Origin of the sequence: Legionella sp. PATHC032 (assembly GCF_026191185.1) — a bacterium.
GTDB lineage: Bacteria > Pseudomonadota > Gammaproteobacteria > Legionellales > Legionellaceae > Legionella.
In genome coordinates, this window is sequence record NZ_JAPHOV010000001.1 from 1,401,507 (window position 1) to 1,419,751 (window position 18,245).

The following is an 18,245-nucleotide window of genomic DNA, read 5'->3' on the forward strand; positions in this document are numbered from 1 at the left end:
AAGGAGCTTGTTTATGTCAGAACATTTTATATTGCAGCCTGGGCAATTATCGCTACTTTCTATTAAGCAAATTTTAGATGAGGGTCAATCTTGCGTTCTCTCTGAGAATGCTTTTGAATTAATAAATGCTTCTCATCAAACTGTTAAAAAAGTAATTGATGAAAAGAAAACAGTATATGGAATCAATACAGGTTTTGGTTCTCTGGCGAATCAGACCATTTCTGCAGATTGTTTGAGGGAGTTGCAGCGTAATATTGTACTTTCTCATGCTTGCGGAACAGGTAAATTGTTGCCGGATGAAGTGGTTGCTTTGATTTTGCTTTTGAAAATTAATAACTTGGCTCAAGGGTATTCCGGGGTTAGGTTGGAATTAATCAATGCCTTGATAGCTTTGTTTAATCATAAAGTATATCCGTGCATCCCTTCTAAGGGTTCGGTAGGCGCGTCTGGAGATTTAGTTCCGCTTGCACATTTGTCTTTACCTTTGTTAGGGGAGGGTGAAGTAAGGCATCAAGGACAAGTGATCAGTGCTGAGGAAGGATTAAAACGGGCTGGATTGAAGCCGCTTGAATTGGAAGCAAAAGAAGGATTAGCACTTCTTAATGGGTTGCAGGTATCCACCGCTTTAGCATTGTCCGCTCTGTTTATTAGTGAGACATTGTTTGAAACAGCTATTATTTCCGGTAGCTTATCAGTAGATGCTGCTAGTGGAAGTGATGTGCCCTTTGATGACAGAATACATCAAATTCGTGGACATCAAGCTCAAATTTCTACTGCTGGTATGTACAGAAATTTATTAGCTGGCAGTCAAATTAGAGAGTCACACAGGTATTGTCATCGTGTTCAGGATCCTTATTCTTTAAGATGTCAGCCCCAAATTATGGGTGCAGTTCTTCATCAGATGCAGTTTGTTGGACAAACTCTTCAAGTAGAGGCCAATGCAATTTCTGATAATCCTCTCGTTTTTGCGGAGCAGGGGGATATTTTATCTGGAGGAAATTTTCATGGTGAAATCATTGCCATGGCTGCTGACAATTTGGCATTGGCATTATCCGAGATAGGTGGTAGCGCAGAACGCCGAATTGCTTTATTAATTGATAAAAATTTTAGTGGATTACCCGCTTTCCTGGTTAGAGAAAGCGGTTTGAATTCCGGCTTTATGATTGCCCATGTAACTGCTGCTTCTTGTGCTAGCGATAACAAAGCGCTTGCTCATCCACACTCTGTTGATAGTTTGCCTACCTCGGCAAATCAGGAAGATCATGTCTCTATGGCAACTAGCGCCGCACGTCGATTACATGAGATGATTGATAATACTTCAACAATTCTTGCTATTGAATTATTAGCAGCTTGTCAAGGATTAGAGTTTCACAAACCTTTAAAGACATCGCCGCAATTGGATAAAATTTATCAAAGTGTAAGAAGTGTGGTTAAAGAATATGATAAAGATCGCTATTTTGCGCCGGATATAGAAAAAATTAAAAAGAAGATTTTAGATAAAGAATTCTCGTTACTCACTCTCACGAACGAATAGCAGGGAAAATACAATGGAATTGATGGCAGAATTTCTATCTTTGCATCAACAATACAAAAACAATTCTTATCCTTCTTTGTCTGAAAGAAAAAAATTGCTGATCGCAATAAAAAAAATCTTGCAGACAGAAGCTTACACTTTAGCTGAGGCAATCAATAAGGATTTTACTCATCGTCCTGTTGAGGAAACCTTATTTTTGGAAATTTTCCCAACGATAAAAGCCATTAATTTTTGTTTAAAAAAAATGAAGAAATGGATGAGGAAGAGACGAAGAAATGTGTCTTGGTTGTTTATTCCCGCAAAAGCCTATGTTATTCCGCAACCCCTTGGGGTGGTCGGTATTCTGGTTCCCTGGAATTATCCGGTTTATCTGGCTTTAGTTCCTGCTATTTATGCCTTGGCAGCTGGAAACAGGGTAATGATAAAAATGTCTGAGTTATCTCCACATATTGGCGATACTTTACAAAAATTGATTCATGCAATTGGATTAAACCATTCTATCAGTGTTATTAACGGTGATACTGAGCTATCAAAGCAGTTTGCTGCTCTTCCTTTTGGCCACCTTATGTTCACCGGCTCATCTAATGTAGGAAAACTGGTGATGAAGGCTGCCAGTGATAACCTGACTCCAGTGACACTGGAGTTAGGTGGCAAATCTCCAGCAATATTATCTCCCACCATGAACCCAGCTTATTTTAAGCGCTTGTTTATGGGGAAATTATTGAATGCTGCTCAAACTTGTATCGCGCCTGATTATTTATTGATTCCTAAAGGATGGGAAGACAGAGTCGAAAGAGAATTTAGGAAGTTTATTAATACCTTTTACCCGGATTTAATGAGTAATGAGCAGTATTCCAGTATTATTTCAGAAAGACATAAAAAACGATTACTCGATCTGGTCGAAGATGCACGAAGCAAAGGGGCTCGTATAGTTGAGTTTGGCCATTCAATTCCGAATAGCTCAAAGTTACCCGTATTTCTATTATTTGATATAACAAATGATATGCTTGTGATGAGGGAAGAAATTTTTGGTCCTATACTGCCTGTATTGACTTATAACTCAATAAATGATGCAGTCGATTACATTAATTCATCTCCCAACCCACTTGCCTTGTATTATTTTGGAGAAGACAAGAGTGAAATAAAAATCATACAAACCAAGACATTATCGGGTGCTTTGACTATCAATGAAACCTTAATGCATATTGCAATTGATGATTTACCATTTGGTGGTGTTGGTCATAGTGGCATGGGACATTATCATGGAAAAGAAGGATTTGATACCTTTTCAAAATTAAAACCGGTGTTAGTGCAACGATTCATATCTACAGTTAGCTGGCTATATCCACCCTATGGTGCTTTAATGCGTATGTTTTTAGCTTGGGTTGGTGGTATCAGGTTGAAGGAGAAATCATGAGTAAAGTCATTTTTATTACAGGTGGCAGTAGAGGAATCGGTAGAGAAATTGCTTTAAAATTTGCTGCAAAAGACAAAGCAAATATCGTTATTGCAGCCAAAACAGCAGAGCCTCATCCTAAACTGGAAGGAACTATTTATTCTGTTGCAAACGAAATTGAAGAACTGGGAGGAAAGGCCTTGCCTTTAATGGTTGATGTCAGAGATGAACAACAGATCCAAAATGCGATAACTAAAACCATAGAAACCTTTGGACGATTAGATGTATTAGTCAATAACGCGAGTGCAATCAATTTGACTAATACATTAAATACTCCAATGAAGCGCTATGACCTGATGCAGAGTGTTAATGCCAGAGCAACATTTGCATGTTCTCAAGCAGCTATTCCCTATCTTTTAAAAAGCGAGAACCCGCATATTCTGACTTTATCTCCACCATTAAATATGGATAAAACCTGGTTTGCGCCTCATCTGGCCTATACCATCAGTAAATACGGTATGAGTATGTGTACATTAGGCCTTGCTGAAGAATTCAAAGAAGCAGGAATTGCGGTAAATTCTTTATGGCCGAAAACCACCATAGCCACTGATGCCATAAAAGTTCACTTTCCCAGTGCAATGTATATGGCAAGTCGAAAGCCACAAATTATGGCTGATGCTGCTTATTGGATTATCAACCAACCATCAAGATCAACTACTGGAAATTTTTTTATTGATGAAGACGTATTAAAAAATAGTGGTGTCACTGATTTTTCTTGTTATGCTATGAATCCTAAAGCCCAACTTTGTCCTGATTTATTTTTATGAAGGTAGAAATCTATACTGACGGCGCATGTAAAGGAAACCCCGGACCTGGAGGCTGGGGGGTGTTACTTCGATATAATGGTAGAGAAAAAACTCTTCATGGTGGAGAAGCACAAACTACTAATAACCGCATGGAGTTAATGGCAGCAATTAAGGGTCTGGAGGCATTAAAACGTCCCTGCGAGGTGGATTTGTATACCGACTCCCAATATTTACAGCAAGGAATGAAAGAATGGATCAAGACATGGAAAAAGAATGGCTGGCGTAATTCCAAGAAAGAGCTGGTTAAAAATGCGGAATTATGGAAATCACTGGATAATCTTGCTTCTATTCATAATATTCATTGGCATTGGGTTAAAGGACACTCAGGTCATTTAGAAAATGATTTGGTTGATGCTTTGGCAAATTTAGGTATTGAGGAATTATCATAGAGCTATGAGGCAAATTATATTAGATACCGAAACGACTGGTATAGGGCCTGAACAGGGTCATAGAGTAATTGAAATAGGTTGTATTGAGCTTATCGATAGAAAATTAACCGGCAAGCACTTCCACATATACCTTAATCCACAGCGTGAAGTGGATGAAGGGGCATTTAGAGTTCACGGTATAAGTACTGAATTTTTGCAAGATAAACCTTTATTCCAGGATATTGTGACTGAATTTATACAATTTGTGGAAGGTTCAGAATTAATTATTCACAATGCTCCATTTGATGTTGGATTTCTGAATTCTGAATTAAAACATGTGAAATGGAATAAGACATTAGAAGATTATTGCCGGATTCTTGATACTTTGATTTTAGCCAGAGAAAAACATCCTGGACAGCGTAATAGTTTGGATGCTTTGTGTAAACGTTATGAAATAGATCATTTTAATCGCGAACTGCATGGCGCCCTGCTAGATGCCGAAATATTGGCCTATGTGTATTTGGCAATGACAGGTGGCCAAAGCAGTTTATTTACCGAGGTTGAATCGAGTTTGAGCCATTCAAAAATAAAAACTCAAGAAATTAAGTCATTAAGTTTAAAAAATCCTGTAATAATGAAGGCTAATGAAGAGGAATTAATTCAACATCAAAGTTTCATTGAATTTATATCTAAAAAATCCGGCATCAATCATTGGGAAGAGGTATAGCTCTCATGATTATATAAATTATAAATAATTATTCTGTTACGCTTATTATTCGGTTTCGCGTCTGCCAATACTAAACCTTATACAATAACAAAATTCTTCAGGCATCTTATTCCTGGTCGCTATCCTCAAAACAAGCAACCCAAGTGTTTGGTTATAGGCAGAGGCGAAGCCTAATGATTATCTTAATCAAGCAATTTTTTTATTATCTATTTGGGAATTAGATGTTTTTCAGCAAAATCTTTTCCAATACACTCTCCTAATGATCTTCCCCATGTACCAGCAGTTTCACTATTAATTTTGTCTGGCATGCTGGCATAGAGTTCATCCTGGCATTTTTTGGTGCTTTCAGGAATTAAAGTCACACATTGTTCGTAAGTCATTTTAATTTCATCAAATCGTTTTTTGAGATCCGGATCTTGAATAAATCCTTTGCAGATAAGATCTGGTAATAAGGGAGTCATAGAGTTTAACCAGGCATCTTTAGTCATCTCATTAGGATTTGCTGTGTCCTCAGCGTTGGATATTAATGGAAATAATGAAGTGCTTAGCACGAGCGTGGTAGCAATAAGTAATTTCCTTGACATGATTTATTGTCCTTATTTTTAGAGTCTCATTTATATAGTAGGACAAAAAATACAATTTTTCCTTTATTTAGTAATTTATAGTTATTTGAATCTCAAATGACCAATTTCTGCTTACTTCTGTTGTCATCACATCTGTGTTGACCACCTAATTTGTCTGATAATTGACTGACAGTGATTAATATTTGAATTGTTCAAAAATTAAACTAAAATAATAAGGTGACGGAAAAAAAATAGGTCAAATCATGGAAAAGTCCAATTTTCGCTTAAATTTTTTGTCTCAAATTATATTTTTCACTTTAGGAGCATTTTTATTCTGTAATGGATATGCGGCCGGTAATACCTTTATTTTTAATCCCAATACATTAACCTGGAAAGCTATCAGTGCTAATGGAAAGGTGATACGTACAGGGCGCGGATCAGGTGGAAAACACTACTGTTCTGATGTTCGCAGATCATGTAAAACACCGTCTGGCGTTTTTAGAGTGATTAGCAAAGGTGGTCCAGGATGTCGGTCCAGTCGTTATCCAGTGGGTAAAGGTGGAGCACCAATGCCATATTGTATGTTTTTTAGTAAATTGTATGCAATTCATGGTTCTCCGGATGTGCCAAATTATAACGCAAGTCATGGTTGTGTCAGAGTGAAACCTCATGATGCAAGATGGTTAAGTCAAAATTTTATCAAAATTGGAACGAAGGTAATTATTAAATCTTATTGATAACCGAATCCAATGTATTATTGTTGGTAAATATGTAGTATAATTATATTTGTTGAAAAATATTTTAGCAAAATCAATTTGTATTTTATTATTTTATAAGAAGTATCATTATGATTGAAGTAAACATCTGGTTATCAACAGCATCTTTGTTTAAACAGCGTGTAAAACACAAATTTTTTGGACCGCTTTTAGCATCTCATGAAAAAGGAGAAAATGTTGGACATGTCAATTTTAATATAGAAATTGATGAGCGTGTTAAAGATAGTTTTGATTTTATTGAGCAGCATGCTTCAGAGCTTAAAGTTAAAAAAACATTGCGCGCTGTTCCAATTCAAGCGACAGGGACTTCCCGAACAGACATAGAATCGTCTCATTTGAAACCAACTATGGTCAAGAGTGATGTGGTTTCTCACAGTTTTTGGCCAGAAAATAGGCCAACTAAATCAGAAACTATTATAGGCAAAAGAGTAAAGCCCGAATTTAATACACATGAAGATGATATGATTGCTGAAGACTCACTTGCTCCAATGTCCATTACACATCGCAAATCTGCTTTAGAGGAGATTGATAAGGAAAAAAAGATAAATCTTGACTTACTTGTTGAAATTTCAGATTTGGAAGTCAATATGGAGCAAAGATTACAATTTATGGATGATATTAATAAACTGCATTTGGAAAAAGAGGAGTTGAGCAAGCAACAGAAGCAATTAACCAGTTCTCTCCAAACCCAATTAAAAGATTTAAAGGGACAATTAGCCAAGATGGGGCTTGATTTAAATAAAAAAAACGCACAAATTACAGCTACAGAGAGAACTTTAGCCTATTTGAACAAATTGGAAAATCCAGATCCTAAATCCAAAGCACAATCGATTGAGCTTAATGAAAATTTAATTAAATTAAAAAAAGAGCGCGAGATTATATTAAATTCTCAAAATGAGATAAGCACATTGATGTCAAAATCTGAGCATGATTATCATGAGGGAATGCAAAAAATTGAAAAAAATCTTCAACAGGTTGGGCTTGCAATTAAGCACCGTGAAGAAAATCTAAGGCAATTGGATATTAAAATCAATGGCAGGGATGAAAATGATTTAAAAGAATTGCAAGAAGAGGCATATCGCCGCAAAGAATTTACTTCTCGCAAAGAACAATTTATCAAAAGCCGTGATTTTACTAAAGGTAGGCATCCTGATTACAGTGTCACTTTGCCCACTGTGGAAAGTGGTTTAGCTTACTATGTTGACGAAGTCAAAATACTCAAAGCTATGCAAGAAGAGCGTATGCAAAACTATTCGATTGTTTTTTATAACTGTGCTAGCAGTGCCAAACGTTGTTTATTAGCAGGAATAGATGAAAATTTGCGGGCCAAATTAAAAGAAACTGGTTTAGATAGTAAGTTTTTTGAAATAAGTAAAATTGAAACATGCCAATCATTACGGAACTGGGCAAGAAAACTCGAAAGTAAACTTGCAGAACTTAATTACCTATCAGCTGGTCATACCCCAGTTGCTTAAAAAATAATAAGCAGTTCGTCCGTAAAAAAACTAAGATCACTGCCTGAGATTTAGGCAGTGTTTTTTTATAAATCATCTTCATCACCAATACTAAACGAAGAGCCGCAACCACAAGTCGTTTTTGCATTAGGATTGCGTATGACAAATTGCTCTCCTTGAATTCCTTTAATGTAATCAATTTCCGCATCATGCAGATATTGGTAACTCATTGAATCAATTAGCAATTTGACGGAAGACTTTCCATCAGAACATTGTTGTATGATAACCGTGTCGTCATCATTGATTTGTTCATCAAAGCTAAATCCATATTGAAATCCAGAACAACCACCACCTGTAATTGAGACGCGTAAATTCAAATCGGAATTATCTTCTTCTTTAATTAATTCTGCTACTTTATCAGCTGCGCTGACAGAAAAATGGATATCTGAAGTGTTTTGGGATACGTCAACACTGGCCATACTTAGCTCCAAAATAATTACTACCATTATTATACATTATATCAATAATGTGAGTTGTTTCGTAGTCTCAATCCATAAATTGGTATGGGGACCAGAGAAAACAAACAGTACCAGTACAAAATTTGCTTCCCTGTTTAGCGAATAATATGCTCTATAGTAGCTCCACCCAAGCATTGATTTTTTTCATAAAAGACGATGAATTGTCCCGGAGTAATCGCACGTTGAGGACTTGAAAACATCACATAGTGTTGATTATTATCCGGAGGAGAAATCATGCAGGCTTGATCGGTTTGCCTATATCTTGTTTTGGCAAAGCAGGTTAGTGGTAAATGATTCTCATAGTTTGCCAGCCAATGAATGGGACCACATATCAAACCTTGAGAATAGAGCATTGGATGTTGACTGCCCTGTGCCACATAAAGGGTGTTACTGACTGTGTCTTTATCCACGACATACCATGGCTCATCTGTCGAGTTTTGTAATCCTCCAATTCCCAAACCCTGGCGTTGTCCTAATGTGTAAAACATTAAACCATCATGTTGACCAAGTGTTTTTCCTCCAGTACTTTTTATTTCTCCCGGTTTGGCAAGTATGAATTCATTAAGGAAAGTTTTGAATCTTTTTTCACCTATAAAGCAAATTCCTGTAGAATCTTTTTTGGCATGAGTGACAAGGCCAAGTTGTCTAGCGAATTCTCTAATTTGTGGCTTGGTAAAATCACCTATTGGAAAAATGGTTTTGGACAATGCCTCTGGTTCAACAGCGTGGAGGAAATACGTTTGATCCTTTTCCCTATCTTTTGCCTTAAATAAATAGCCAATAGATCCTTCTATTGTATTTTTGGCATAGTGGCCAGTAGCTATATAATCTGCACCAAGGGTTAAAGCATGATTCAAAAAGGCATTAAATTTGATTTCTTTATTACATAACACGTCAGGGTTTGGTGTTCTTCCCTTTTCATATTCACTCAGAAAATAAGCAAATACTCTATCCCAGTATTCTTTTGAAAAATTTACAGTAAGCAGTGGTATGCGCAATTGATTACAGACGGCCTGGGCATCTGCCAAATCTTTTGCTGCAGGGCAATAATCATTGTGATCGTCCTGCTCCCAGTTTTTCATGAATAGTCCTTCCACCTGGTATCCTTGTTCTTTCAATAGCCAGGCTGCTACAGAAGAGTCTACTCCTCCTGACATACCAACAATAACTTTAGCTTTCATAAATGGTTTGTATCGCTCTTTTTTGAATCATAATCATATTGGAATGTGCGATTTTAACAAATTAACTACACTCTAGGAAATTGTAATTTAGCCCTGTATTTATTACCCAATAAGTTGATATTTTTTACATATAATCGGATAATACCATGTTTTTAGGGATTCGTTATCATTTTAACTTGATTATGTTAGTAAGTCATAAACCGTCTATAAGTGCTTATATAAACTTGCAAGACTCAAAGAGCAAACTCATTCTATATTTCGGATAATTATCTATGATGCATTTACAAGAGTTGGCAAAACATGGCCAGCAAGAAAAGGAAGTGATTTTAAACGAGCGTCTACCCTCGTTTGTTAGTCCCGGATGCCATTTGCATGCGTCTTATCATATAGAGGCAAAAGATGATTTTTATCTTATTCATCTTAGAGTGCAGGGCAATTTAAACAGCATATGTCAGCGATGTATGGAAAACTTCACTGTATGTTATAATAACTCGACTGTTATTGCTGTTTGCCGAAATGATGAGAGAGCTGAGCAACTTTTGAGTCAATATGAATGCTTGGTTTCTTCAAACTGGCAGGTTGATTTAAATGAATTAATAATTGATGAGCTGCATTTGTATGCACCACAAGTTCATCCTGATGTTAATGAATGTGCTAACGAAATCAATGAAATTTTAACAGGGAAAAAAGAAACTTCTTGATATTTTGATAATTAATACTTGGATTGAAGTCAAAATATCGGTAATATTCCCGCTTTATGAATGCAATTTGTTTAGGAGTAATACAATGGCCGTACAACAAAATAAAAAATCACGCTCACGTCGTGATATGAGGCGTTCTCATGATGCACTAACCAAGCCTACTCTATCAGTAGATCCAACAACTGGTGAAACTCATCTTCGTCATCACATGACTCCGGATGGATATTACAGAGGCAAAAAAATTATTGACGCTGAAACCGCTTACGAACAAGAGTAACTTTCTTGAAGAATATCACCATTGCAATTGACGCGATGGGTGGGGATCACGGCTTGGATATTGTGATTCCTGCCTGTATTCGCGCTATTAAAAATAACCCTGATTTGAAACTATTGCTTGTGGGAGTCCAAGACAAGATCAGTGCATCTTTGAAAAAACATGGTATGTTGTCCTGCCAGCAATTTACTATTGTCCATGCATCAGAAGTCGTTACGATGGATGAATTGCCATCGCATGCATTACGAAATAAAAAAGATTCCTCCATGCGAATAGCAATTAACCTGGTTAAGGAAGGTAGAGCGCAGGCCTGCGTTAGTGCAGGCAATACAGGTGCTTTAATGGCTACCGCTCGATATGTCTTAAAGACTTTACCGGGGATCGATCGTCCAGCAATAGTGTCCGAGCTTCCTACTATGGGTGGAAAAACAAGAGTCATTGATTTGGGAGCCAATGTTGATTCTTGTGCAGAGCATTTATTTCAGTTTGCTGTGATGGGGTCTGCATTAATACAGGCAATAGAAAATAAACCCAAACCTAAAATTGGTTTACTTAATATTGGCGTTGAGGAAATCAAGGGTAATGATCAGGTTAAGCGTACTGCACATATGCTGGCTGAGTGTTCTGTTATGAATTATGTGGGATACGTTGAGGGTGATCACTTTTACAGTGGTGATGTTGATTTAGTGGTCTGTGATGGATTTGTTGGAAATGTGGCATTAAAAGCAAGTGAAGGTTTGGCAAAGCTTTTATTAACTGTCCTTAAAGAATCATTTAGCAGAAATTGGTTAACAAAAATTGCTGGTTTGATTGCTTTACCAGCCTTAAAACATTTAAAAAATCGTTTGGATCCATCGCGATACAATGGTGCCAGTCTACTCGGGTTGAATGGTATCGTTGTTAAAAGTCATGGTGGAGCCAATGAAGTGGGTTTTCAACATGCTATTGAACAGGCTGTTCTTGAAGTAAAAAATAATGTTGTCGATTTAGTGCGTGATCAAATAAATGATTTTATAAATCAAGGATTGTTGTTATGAAAAATGCTGTGATTAATGGCACTGGAAGTTACTCTCCAGAGAGACAAATGTCTAATGCTGAACTGGAAACCATGCTTGATACAAGCGATGAGTGGATAGTTACCAGGACTGGTATTAGTAGTCGTAGTGTTGCTCAAGAACATGAAACAACATCTTATATGGCCTCCAGAGCTGCAGAACAAGCTCTAGAGGCCTCAGGCCTTGATGCGGAAGAAATTGATTTGATATTAGTAGCAACATGTACTCCAGATTATTTTTTCCCTAGTGTTGCCTGTCATGTGCAACATGCTTTAGGAATCAAAAGACCTATTCCTGCTTTTGACATTGGAGCTGCGTGTAGCGGTTTTGTGTATGCGATGGATGTGGCAAAACAATACATTGCTACAGGGGCTGCCAAACATGTTCTTGTCGTTGGCAGCGAGAGCATGTCAAGAGCGGTAGATTGGACTGATCGTTCTATTTGTGTCTTATTCGGAGATGGTGCAGGCGCTGTTGTTTTAAGCGCAAGTGATCGCCAAGGGATTATGGGGAGTGTTTTACATTCCGCCTATGACTCTGATAAATTATTAGTTCTTCGTAATTCAACTTTTGAACAAGATCGTGCAACGATTGGAATGCGAGGTAACGAGGTATTTAAAATTGCTGTTAATATTATGGGCAATATTGTTGATGAAGTGTTAGAAGCAAGTCATTTAAAAAAATCTGATATTGACTGGCTGATACCTCATCAAGCCAATATACGCATCATACAAGCCATAGCTAAAAAACTATCTCTTCCTATGTCACATGTTATTGTTACAATTGGTAACCAAGGTAACACGTCGGCAGCTTCTATTCCTTTAGCCCTTGATTATTCTATTAAAAATAATCAAATAAAAAGGGATGAAATATTATTAATTGAATCCTTTGGTGGTGGAATGACCTGGGGCGCTATGGTTATTCGTTACTAAATTAATTAATAAGGATTAATTCTATTATGGTAAAAACAGCATTTGTATTCCCTGGACAGGGATCACAGTCTATAGGTATGTTGTCTGACTTTATACCACAGTATACTGTCATCACCGATGTGTTTGATGAGGCTTCAGATGCCTTAGGTTATGATTTGTGGGATTTGGTTCAAAATGGGCCTGAAACAAAACTAAACCAGACTGAATATACCCAAGCAGCCATGTTAACTGCTGATGTTGCAATTTATCGTTTGTTAATGCAATTAGGTGTACCCCAGCCTCAAATAATGGCTGGTCATAGTTTGGGAGAATACGCTGCTTTGGTTTGCGCTAATTCTTTATCTTTAAAGGATGCTGTTCGGTTAGTTGCTTGCAGAGGGCAGGTGATGCAAGATGCCATTCCTTTAGGGGAGGGCGCTATGGCTGCCATAGTAGGTTTATCTGATGAACAGGTTCGTTCGTTGTGTGAGCAGGCCAGCGCAGCCACTCATCTTGTTACCCCAGCAAATTATAATGCTCTGGGCCAAATTGTTGTTGCTGGACATCGAGCAGCTGTTGATAAACTAATCCAATTGGCTGAAGAGGCGGGTGCCAGATTAGCAATGGTAATTCCTGTCAGTGTACCTTGTCATTGCCCTCTATTAAAAGATGCTGCAGAATTATTCGCTGAAAATTTGGCTCAAATAGAATTTCAAGTTCCATCAGTCGATGTAGTAAGCAATGTTGATTTAAGTATTTACCACTCCACCCAACATATAAGAGATAAACTCAAAGAGCAGTTATATAGCCCTGTGCGTTGGGTTGAAACGGTTCAGTTAATTCAACAGCGTGGAATTGAACTGGTTGTGGAGTGTGGGCCAGGAAAGGTTCTCAATGGTTTGATAAAAAGAATTGAAAGAAATTTAACTACGATTAGCGTTTATGACACCATCAGTCTTGATCAAGTCATAGAGCGTTTACATATTCCAGTTTGAGAGGAAACTAAATGATCAATTTAGAAGGTAAAATTGCATTAGTTACTGGTGCCAGCCGTGGTATCGGTCGTGCTGTTGCCGAGAAATTGGCAAGAAATGGTGCCTTTGTTTTTGGAACAGCAACCACTGAACAAGGTGCTGCTTCTATTAATTCTTTTTTTGAAAAAGAAAAATTGGCTGGTAAAGGAATCGTTTTAGATGTAACCAGCACTGAGCAAGTAGAAAATTTGATGTCTACCTTGTCTGATAATGATCAGTGTCCTTCCATTCTTGTTAATAATGCCGGTATTACTGCGGATAACCTGTTATTGCGTATGGATGATGAGGAATGGTACAAAGTAATAGAAACAAATTTAAATTCTATTTATAGAATGACTAAAGCTTGCTTAAAACCTATGTTCAGAGCACGTTGGGGAAGAATAATTTCTATAGGTTCTGTTGTAGGCGCTAGTGGCAATTCTGGGCAGGTAAACTATACTGCAGCCAAGGCTGGAGTTATTGGTTTTTCCAAATCTTTGGCACAGGAAATTGGCAGTAGAGGAATAACTGTAAACGTGGTAGCCCCCGGCTTTATCGACACAGATATGACTACCGCATTGCCTGATATGGTGAAAGAAGAAATGTTAAAAAGAATTCCCATGCGTAAGCTGGGCCAGCCAGAAGATGTTGCTGATGCTGTAGCTTTTTTAGCATCAGACAGCGCAAAATATATCACAGGTGAAACAATTCATGTCAATGGCGGTATGTATATGAGTTAAATGCACTTGCGTTATCTGTATAATTGAATAAACTAGCCGTCAGTATTTAATAATTTCTATCAACCGAAAGAGGAAAATTACGTTATGAGTACAGTTGAAGAGCGTGTTCGCAAAATTGTTGTTGAACAATTGGGTGTTAAAGAAGAAGAATTAAAAAATGATGCATCCTTTGTTGATGATTTAGGTGCTGATTCACTGGATACAGTAGAATTGGTTATGGCTCTTGAAGAAGAATTTGAAACAGAAATTCCTGATGAAAAAGCTGAGAAAATTACTACAATTCAAGAAGCAATTGATTATATTGAATCTAACTTAAATAAAGAAGAAGCTTAATTTTTTTAAGGAGCTCTCATTGAATAGTCGGCGTGTGGTTATTACCGGCATGGGTATGCTTACTCCTGTCGGACTTAATGTAGAAGAAACTTGGCGAAATATTCTAGCTGGGGTTAGCGGGGTAGGTCTGGTAGAGGATTTTGATACTACTGAATACCCAACTAAAATTTGGGCTAAAGTCAAGAATTTTAATGTTGAGAATCACATGCCAATTAAAGACGCCCGTAAAATGGATGTCTTTACACAATACGGAATGGCTGCTGCTGATGAAGCGATGCTTGATTCGGGTTTAAAAATTGATGAAGTCTTATCTCGTCGAATCGGTGTCGCAGTGGGGGCAGGTATTGGTGGTATTCAAACAATTACAAATAACCAGGATAAACTGGTTGCAGGTGGACCGCGTAAGGTTTCGCCATTTTTTATTCCGGCAGGTATTATTAACATGGTTGCTGGACAGATTTCTATTAAGCATAATTTAAAAGGACCTAATATTTCGGTTGTGACTGCATGTACTACCGGAACACATAATATCGGGCTAGCCGGGCGTATCATTGCTTATGGCGATGCCGATGTCATGATTTGTGGTGGAGCGGAAATGACTACAACACCACTTTGTCTTGCCGGGTTTTCAGCAGTAAGATCTTTATCCAAGCGGAATGATGAGCCTGAAAAAGCCTCAAGGCCTTGGGATAAGGATAGAGACGGCTTTGTTATGGGTGAAGGTGCTGGTATTTTGGTGTTAGAAGAATATGAACATGCTAAAGCCCGTGGAGCCAAAATTTATGCTGAACTGGTAGGTTTTGGTATGTCAGGAGATGCTTATCATATTACAGCACCCGATGAAGATGCCGATGGAGCTTCACGAGCCATGGAAGCAGCTATCCAGGATGCTGGTATTGATCCTAGACAGGTTGATTATATTAATGCTCATGGTACATCGACTTATTTAAACGATTTAAATGAAACAAAAGCTATTAAGCGTGTTTTCCAGAATCATGCTTATGATTTGGCAGTCAGCTCAACCAAATCCATGACCGGCCATTTGCTTGGAGCTGCAGGCGCAGTAGAGGCAATTATCAGTATTTTAGCTATAAGAGATCAGGTTGCTCCACCTACAATTAATTTGGATAATCCTGATGAAGGCTGTGATTTGAATTATGTAGCACATGTACCACAAAGCAGAACAATTAATTATGTTCTAAGTAATTCACTTGGTTTTGGTGGGACAAACGGTAGCTTACTATTCAAGCGAATCTAAATGCAATTCTCTAGACATAAAAAACTGGTTATTCTTGTTTTATCTTTGTTTTTTATGTCTTTCTTATTTTTATTTTGGAATGTATATCGCTTACTGTATATACCAATAATTCCGAAAAATGCTGCTCCAATGATTATCTCCTTGGATAAAGCCACATCCGCTTATCAATTTGCCTATATCTTGCAAGATAAAAAATTGATAAATTCTGCAAAATTTTTTCTATTGATTATTCGTTTTGAAAGATTATCGCATCAGTTAAAGGCCGGTGTGTATCAAATCACTCCTGGCGAAACCGCAATGAAATTACTCCAACGAGTAGTTGCTGGTGATGTAATTACACAAAATTTTACGATCATCGAAGGATCTACACAGCAGAAAGTTGATTATGACCTAAGGCAAGCTAATTATTTGAAATACAATCCAGATGATTGGGAAATAGTAAAAAAAAATTATCCGAGTGCAGAAGGACTACTACTTGCGGATACTTATCAATATCAAGGCGGAAGTAGTAGTAAGGCATTATTAGAGCAAGCCCATCGTAATTTATTAAATTATCTTAATATCAGTTGGACAAACAGAGCAGCAAATTTGCCTTATAAAACTCCCTATGAGTTATTGATTGCTGCGTCAATTATTGAAAAAGAAACTGCGATTGCGCAAGAAAGAAAGTTGATCTCTGGTGTGATGGTGAACAGATTAAAGAAAAAAATGCCATTACAAATGGATCCTACGGTTATCTATGGGCTTGGAAATCAATATACAGGAAAATTAACACATAATGATTTGCTAATTGAATCACCATATAATTCTTATTTGAACAGAGGATTGCCTCCCACCCCAATAGCCATGGTTGGCAAAGAGGCAATAGATGCTGCTGCACATCCGCAATTATCCAATTATTTATACTTTGTTGCCAAAGGGGATGGTACTCATCAATTCTCCGAAACCTATGAGCAACAAAAACAAGCAATTAACCAATACAGACGCAAGGATTATTAATGTCATCGTTAACCGGGAAGTTGATAGTTATTGAAGGTTTGGAGGGAGCAGGAAAATCTACAGCTGTCAGTTTAGTTGTTGAACTGTTATCCCAAAAAAAAATCAGTACTATAACAACGAGAGAGCCCGGAGGAACAACAATAGGTGAAATTTTAAGAAATATTATCAAAAATCCAGAGTACAATAATGTTCTGGATGATAGAAGCGAATTACTTCTCCTGTACGCTGCAAGAATACAATTGATTGAGCAAGTGATTAAACCGGCTTTAAGTCAGGGTCAGTGGGTCATAGCTGATCGATTTGAGCTTTCCACTCTAGCTTATCAGGGAGGTGGTCGCAAAATGGATATGCGGATTATTAATGAGCTATCGAATTTCTGTTTAAAAGGATTCAAACCTGATCTCACTTTATACTTAGACATTAATCCTGAGCTAGGTATGGAAAGAGCCAAATCAAGGGGAAAATTTGACAGGATTGAGCAGGAATCAATTGAATTTTTTCATAGAATATATAATACATATCATATTCTTGCTAAACAAAATCCGGAAATTATTGTGATTGATGCTACCAGGTCTTTGGAGGAGGTTCAATTTTCCATTCAATCAGCAATCGAGGAGTTTATAGAGCATAACCTATGATGACTTATCAAGAACAATGGCAGAAAATGCAAATGGCATTAGCGATAGGGCGAATTCCTCAAGCCATGCTATTTTGGGGTTCTTTGCATTGTGGTCTTATAGAGTTTACAACTCAAGTGATCAAATTACTCTTGTGTAAAATAAAACTTAAAGAACCTTGTTTGACTTGCATGGATTGCCAAATGATAGAGCGTTTTGAGCATCCGGATGTAGAATGGATTAAGCCTGAGAGAAGCGGTGGAATTATTAAAATTGATCAAATCAGAGAATTGCAGAGCGCGGCGTTTCTAACACCACAGAGGGCGAATCATAAATTTATAATTATCGAATCAGCTGAATCGATGAATATTGCCGCATCAAATGCCTTATTGAAAATTCTGGAAGAGCCAGCGAAACATACTATTTTTATTTTGTTAGCTCAGCAAATTGGCAATATACCACCTACTATATTGAGCCGATGCCAAATGACGCAATTTGCTGTTTTTGATGAATTGTCTTGCAACAATTTATTTGCTTTAGGAGAGTGCTATACCCGGGAATCGAATAGAACAATGGTTCTCAAGCATTCAGAATCCATTTTAGAAGGCTTAATTGCAATTATTGAGCTAAGAGAACATCCATGTACTTTGGCTGCTCGATGGATTCAATATGAATTAAGTGCTTTTTTGTGGTTTTTATCTTTGGTTTATTCTCAACTACAGTATATGTATTTGTTTCAAGTGGCTTATTCTGGTACGTTAACAAAACAATTAAATAAGCTATCCTCATTACTCAATCCGGTTATGATTTTTGCTCAAATAGATAAAACCAACGCTTTGTTAAGAAAATTAAGCCATAATATGAATATAAATCATACATTGGTCTTGGAAGATTTATTATTTTCTTTGGTTGCTGATTATTAATTGAGTTTAAAGGAATTAAACTATTGCTTGTAAACTGA

The 18,245-nt window shown here is 37.2% G+C and carries 21 protein-coding genes; 18 read left to right on the forward strand and 3 right to left on the reverse strand.

The genetic code is table 11. The features are described 5' to 3' along the window. Positions 1–13: 13 nt before the first annotated feature. From hutH to dnaQ, 5 genes are read left to right on the forward strand one after another with little or no spacing between them, the layout of a single operon-like run. On the forward strand, positions 14–1,534 hold the full coding sequence (gene hutH / locus OQJ02_RS06370) for a histidine ammonia-lyase (RefSeq protein ID WP_265718389.1): 1,521 nt from the start codon (positions 14–16) through the stop codon (positions 1,532–1,534). 13 nt (positions 1,535–1,547) lie between these two features. After that, positions 1,548–2,951: a coniferyl aldehyde dehydrogenase gene (locus OQJ02_RS06375; protein WP_265718390.1), complete on the forward strand. Its 1,404-nt coding sequence runs from the start codon at positions 1,548–1,550 to the stop codon at positions 2,949–2,951. Next, complete coding sequence (locus OQJ02_RS06380; RefSeq protein WP_265718391.1) at positions 2,948–3,757, forward strand: SDR family oxidoreductase; 810 nt, start codon at positions 2,948–2,950, stop codon at positions 3,755–3,757. The genes OQJ02_RS06375 and OQJ02_RS06380 overlap by 4 nt, the downstream gene beginning before the upstream one ends. Beyond that, positions 3,754–4,185 carry a ribonuclease HI gene (gene rnhA, locus OQJ02_RS06385; RefSeq protein WP_265718392.1) on the forward strand — a complete coding sequence of 144 codons (432 nt, stop codon included), beginning with the start codon at positions 3,754–3,756 and terminating at the stop codon, positions 4,183–4,185. Before OQJ02_RS06380 ends, rnhA begins: the two co-directional genes overlap by 4 nt. A 4-nt stretch (positions 4,186–4,189) precedes the next feature. Next, on the forward strand, positions 4,190–4,891 hold the full coding sequence (dnaQ, locus tag OQJ02_RS06390) for a DNA polymerase III subunit epsilon (protein WP_265718393.1): 702 nt from the start codon (positions 4,190–4,192) through the stop codon (positions 4,889–4,891). Between the two features lie 206 nt (positions 4,892–5,097). On the opposite strand, the gene OQJ02_RS06395 is transcribed toward dnaQ, so the two are convergent. Next, complete coding sequence (locus OQJ02_RS06395; RefSeq protein ID WP_010947115.1) at positions 5,098–5,475, reverse strand: hypothetical protein; 378 nt, start codon at positions 5,473–5,475, stop codon at positions 5,098–5,100. A gap of 242 nt (positions 5,476–5,717) precedes the next feature. Between OQJ02_RS06395 and OQJ02_RS06400 the strand changes: the two genes are divergently transcribed. Both OQJ02_RS06400 and OQJ02_RS06405 read left to right on the forward strand, forming a co-directional pair. Beyond that, on the forward strand, positions 5,718–6,191 hold the full coding sequence (locus tag OQJ02_RS06400; RefSeq protein WP_265718394.1) for a L,D-transpeptidase: 474 nt from the start codon (positions 5,718–5,720) through the stop codon (positions 6,189–6,191). 110 nt (positions 6,192–6,301) lie between these two features. Beyond that, on the forward strand, positions 6,302–7,705 hold the full coding sequence (locus tag OQJ02_RS06405; protein ID WP_265718395.1) for a hypothetical protein: 1,404 nt from the start codon (positions 6,302–6,304) through the stop codon (positions 7,703–7,705). A gap of 65 nt (positions 7,706–7,770) precedes the next feature. On the opposite strand, the gene erpA is transcribed toward OQJ02_RS06405, so the two are convergent. After that, entirely contained in the window at positions 7,771–8,163 is a 393-nt protein-coding gene (gene erpA / locus OQJ02_RS06410) for an iron-sulfur cluster insertion protein ErpA (protein WP_027266551.1), read from the reverse strand. Positions 8,164–8,297: 134 nt separating this feature from the next. Beyond that, positions 8,298–9,383: a tRNA 2-thiouridine(34) synthase MnmA gene (mnmA, locus tag OQJ02_RS06415; RefSeq protein ID WP_265718396.1), complete on the reverse strand. Its 1,086-nt coding sequence runs from the start codon at positions 9,381–9,383 to the stop codon at positions 8,298–8,300. 272 nt (positions 9,384–9,655) lie between these two features. Here mnmA and OQJ02_RS06420 point away from each other — a divergent pair, with 272 nt between their 5' ends. The 11 genes from OQJ02_RS06420 (at position 9,656) to OQJ02_RS06470 (ending at position 18,207) form a co-directional block, all read left to right on the forward strand. Next, positions 9,656–10,084 carry a YceD family protein gene (locus tag OQJ02_RS06420; RefSeq protein ID WP_265718397.1) on the forward strand — a complete coding sequence of 143 codons (429 nt, stop codon included), beginning with the start codon at positions 9,656–9,658 and terminating at the stop codon, positions 10,082–10,084. A gap of 85 nt (positions 10,085–10,169) precedes the next feature. After that, the gene (rpmF, locus tag OQJ02_RS06425) at positions 10,170–10,361 is read left to right on the forward strand and encodes a 50S ribosomal protein L32 (protein WP_010947121.1); all 192 of its coding nucleotides are present in this window, start codon (positions 10,170–10,172) and stop codon (positions 10,359–10,361) included. Positions 10,362–10,366: 5 nt separating this feature from the next. Next, positions 10,367–11,395: a phosphate acyltransferase PlsX gene (plsX, locus tag OQJ02_RS06430; RefSeq protein WP_265718398.1), complete on the forward strand. Its 1,029-nt coding sequence runs from the start codon at positions 10,367–10,369 to the stop codon at positions 11,393–11,395. Next, a complete protein-coding gene (locus OQJ02_RS06435; protein WP_265718399.1) occupies positions 11,392–12,345 on the forward strand; it encodes a beta-ketoacyl-ACP synthase III in 954 nt (317 codons plus the stop codon). Before plsX ends, OQJ02_RS06435 begins: the two co-directional genes overlap by 4 nt. 26 nt (positions 12,346–12,371) lie before the next feature. Then, positions 12,372–13,319 (forward strand): ACP S-malonyltransferase, encoded by a 948-nt coding sequence (gene fabD / locus OQJ02_RS06440; RefSeq protein WP_265718400.1) that lies wholly within the window; start codon positions 12,372–12,374, stop codon positions 13,317–13,319. An 11-nt stretch (positions 13,320–13,330) separates the two neighbouring features. Beyond that, entirely contained in the window at positions 13,331–14,077 is a 747-nt protein-coding gene (fabG, locus tag OQJ02_RS06445; RefSeq protein WP_011213688.1) for a 3-oxoacyl-ACP reductase FabG, read from the forward strand. Between the two features lie 84 nt (positions 14,078–14,161). Continuing rightward, entirely contained in the window at positions 14,162–14,410 is a 249-nt protein-coding gene (gene acpP / locus OQJ02_RS06450; protein ID WP_003631752.1) for an acyl carrier protein, read from the forward strand. A gap of 19 nt (positions 14,411–14,429) precedes the next feature. Next, entirely contained in the window at positions 14,430–15,668 is a 1,239-nt protein-coding gene (fabF, locus tag OQJ02_RS06455) for a beta-ketoacyl-ACP synthase II (RefSeq protein ID WP_265718401.1), read from the forward strand. Next, the gene (gene mltG / locus OQJ02_RS06460) at positions 15,669–16,667 is read left to right on the forward strand and encodes an endolytic transglycosylase MltG (protein WP_265718402.1); all 999 of its coding nucleotides are present in this window, start codon (positions 15,669–15,671) and stop codon (positions 16,665–16,667) included. Continuing rightward, positions 16,667–17,305 (forward strand): dTMP kinase, encoded by a 639-nt coding sequence (gene tmk, locus OQJ02_RS06465; protein ID WP_265718403.1) that lies wholly within the window; start codon positions 16,667–16,669, stop codon positions 17,303–17,305. Before mltG ends, tmk begins: the two co-directional genes overlap by 1 nt. Continuing rightward, positions 17,302–18,207, forward strand: coding sequence for a DNA polymerase III subunit delta' (locus OQJ02_RS06470; RefSeq protein ID WP_265718404.1), 906 nt, complete (start codon positions 17,302–17,304; stop codon positions 18,205–18,207). The genes tmk and OQJ02_RS06470 overlap by 4 nt, the downstream gene beginning before the upstream one ends. The last annotated feature ends 38 nt before the right edge of the window (positions 18,208–18,245 follow it).